The organism is Burkholderia sp. Ax-1720 (genome assembly GCF_011753035.1).
Classification (GTDB): domain Bacteria; phylum Pseudomonadota; class Gammaproteobacteria; order Burkholderiales; family Burkholderiaceae; genus Burkholderia; species Burkholderia gladioli.
Map to the genome: position 1 here is coordinate 1 of NZ_VWWK01000366.1, position 2,407 is coordinate 2,407.

3 protein-coding genes are annotated in these 2,407 nt (G+C 73.0%); 1 reads left to right on the forward strand and 2 read right to left on the reverse strand.

Going from position 1 to position 2,407, the window contains the following annotated elements:
* Nucleotides 1–148: 148 nt before the first annotated feature.
* Both F3J18_RS36725 and F3J18_RS38455 read right to left on the reverse strand, forming a co-directional pair.
* The gene (locus F3J18_RS36725; RefSeq protein WP_166917037.1) at nucleotides 149–1,129 is read right to left on the reverse strand and encodes an ABC transporter substrate-binding protein; all 981 of its coding nucleotides are present in this window, start codon (nucleotides 1,127–1,129) and stop codon (nucleotides 149–151) included.
* An 83-nt stretch (nucleotides 1,130–1,212) separates the two neighbouring features.
* Nucleotides 1,213–1,773: a hypothetical protein gene (locus F3J18_RS38455; RefSeq protein WP_240156516.1), complete on the reverse strand. Its 561-nt coding sequence runs from the start codon at nucleotides 1,771–1,773 to the stop codon at nucleotides 1,213–1,215.
* Nucleotides 1,774–2,020: 247 nt separating this feature from the next.
* Between F3J18_RS38455 and F3J18_RS36735 the strand changes: the two genes are divergently transcribed.
* Nucleotides 2,021–2,407, forward strand: a 387-nt coding sequence (locus tag F3J18_RS36735) for a universal stress protein (protein ID WP_166917039.1), incomplete at its 3' end; no start/stop codon positions are given.

Consider the following 2,407-nt stretch of genomic DNA (forward strand, 5'->3'; position numbering starts at 1 on the left):
CTGCCGCCTTCCGCCTGCCGCTCGCCGCTCGCCGCTCGCCGAAGTGCCGAAGCGCCGCCCGCTGAAGCGCCGAGCACCCTCACGCGGCGTCGACGCTCTGCGCATGGCCGCCCGCGCGCGGCGGCGAGCGCCCGAGCGCCACGCCCGCTCAGGCCGAGCCGAGCGGGAAACCGCGGTCGAAGGTCGGGCCGACGTCGAGCGGCTGGCGCAGCATGCCGACCTTGCGATAGAAGTCGGCGGTGGCTTGCTGCTCGGCCACCAGCGGCGCATCGATCGGCAGCCACTGGGTGGCGCGCCGCTCGAACTGCAGCCTGGCGGCCGCCTCGGGGATGCCGATGATGCGCGCCAGGGTGGCCGAGAACGCGTCGGCGTGGCGATAGGACCAGCGCTGCGCGCCTGCCACGCGCCGCACGAAGTCCTGCAGCACCGCGCGCTTGCCGTCGATCGCCGTATCGGTGGCGGCGATGTAGCTGAGCCCCGAGGACAGGCCGCGCCCGTTGACCAGCACGCGCGCGCGCCCGCTGGTCTCGGCCAGCGCCGTGTAGGGTTCCCAGGTCGCCCAGGCGTCGATCGAGCCGGTGGCCAGCGCGAGCATGGTGTCGGCCGGCGGCAGGAAGCGGAAGTCCACCGCGCTGGGCGGCAGCGCCGCCGCGTCGAGCGCCTTGAGCGTCACGTAGTGGCCGATCGAGCCGCGCGTGGTCCCCACGCGCTTGCCCTTCAGGTCGGCGGCGCCGCGCATGGCCGCGTCGGGCCGCACCATCACCGCGGTGCCGTAGGCGTCCGAGCGGTTCGCCGCGATCGCCTTGACGCGCGCCCCCGAGGACAGCGCGAAGATCAGCGGCGCATCGCCGATCGGGCCGCAATCGACGGCGGCCGCGTTGAGTGCCTCGGCCAGCGGCGCCGCGGCCGGAAATTCGGTCCACTGAATATCGTAGGGCAGGCCGCCGAGGGCATTGGCGGCCTCCAGCAGCGCGCGCAGGCCGCCTTTCTGGTCGCCGGCCTTCAGCACCGGGCGCGGGCCCGATTGCGCGAAGGCCGTCGCGCCGAGCGCGGGCAGCAGGGCGAGGCCGGTACCGGCGGCGCCCGATTGCAGGAAGCGTCGTCGGCTGGTGGAGCGGGGCGGGTTCATGGCGTGTTGGGTCCTTGGATATGGGAGGGGAGTATTCGTGCCGGCGTGACGGGGTTCGGGGCTGCGCCGGAGGCTCAGTGTGCTCAGTGCGTGTAACCGCCCTCGATGTCGGCCACCGGCTCGGCGTCGATCCGCGCCAGCAGCGCGTCGATGCCGCCGGCCGAGGTCCGGCTTTCGCGCGCGGCCGTCGTGCCGGTCGCGCCGCACATCAGGTTCGCGTCGGACCAGCGCGTGCCGGGCGCGGCCACCGCACGCAGCCAGCCGCCGCGATCGGCGATCAGCTCGGTGCCGGCGAAGGCATCGGGGGCGCGGTTCGCGATCGTCGCGAAGATCCGCCAGGCGTCCGGCGCGATGCCGGGCGTGAGCTGCAGCAGGCCGCGTGCGCCGTTCAGCATCGCGCCGCTGGCCAGCAGCTCGCGATGCAGGTTGGCGGTGACATTGCCGGCGCGCCGCGCGAAGCGCGCGCCGACGGCGTCCTGCCAGGACTGGCCGACGAACCAGGCCAGCCCGGCGGCCAGCGCCGCGCCCACCACGAAGGCGCCAAAGCCCACGCTGGCCGGGCGGGACAGCTCGACGGCCAGACGCGAGCGCGGGCGGGCGCCGGCCGGGCCGGAAGAAGGGCGGGAAGAGCCGCTATCGGTCATGACGTTATAGGTGTGAGCCGCGCCGCGAGCCGTATCCGCGCGCCCACTGCGGCGCGCGTCCATCGGCCGGCTCGCCGCGGTGACGAGCGTTCGTTCTTTTCAATGTGAAATTGTGATCGGTTTACCTATTTTTGGCTAATGGCAAGAGGCAATCGAGCACAGTTTGTTAAATCGCAACGATGCTCGCCGTCGTATCGCGCTGGATGCCCTTGCCGCCCGAGAGACGACGCAACCAGGAGGGCCATCCATGTTCAAGCACATCTTTCTTGCTCTCGACGACAGTGCCGGCGCGCATCGTGCGCTCGAGGAGGCGCTGCGCCTGGCCGTATCGATGCAGGCGGTCGTGACGGCCGTCTGCGTGGTGGTGCATGCCGCCAGGCTGGTGGATGTCGATGCCGGTTTTCCCGACGCCGAGCCCGACTTGCCGCCCGGCGTCGAGCTCGCCACCGCCGTGCTGGCCGAGGCGCGGGCGCGCTTCGCGGCGGCCGGCGTGGCGGGCGAGGTGCGGGCCGTGGACGCCTATGGCGAGGAGGTGGCGGCCGTGCTGCTGCGCACGGCTGCCGAATCCGAGGCGGACCTGATCGTGATGGGCACGCACGGGCTGCACGGCTGGCGACGGCTGCTGGTCGGCAGC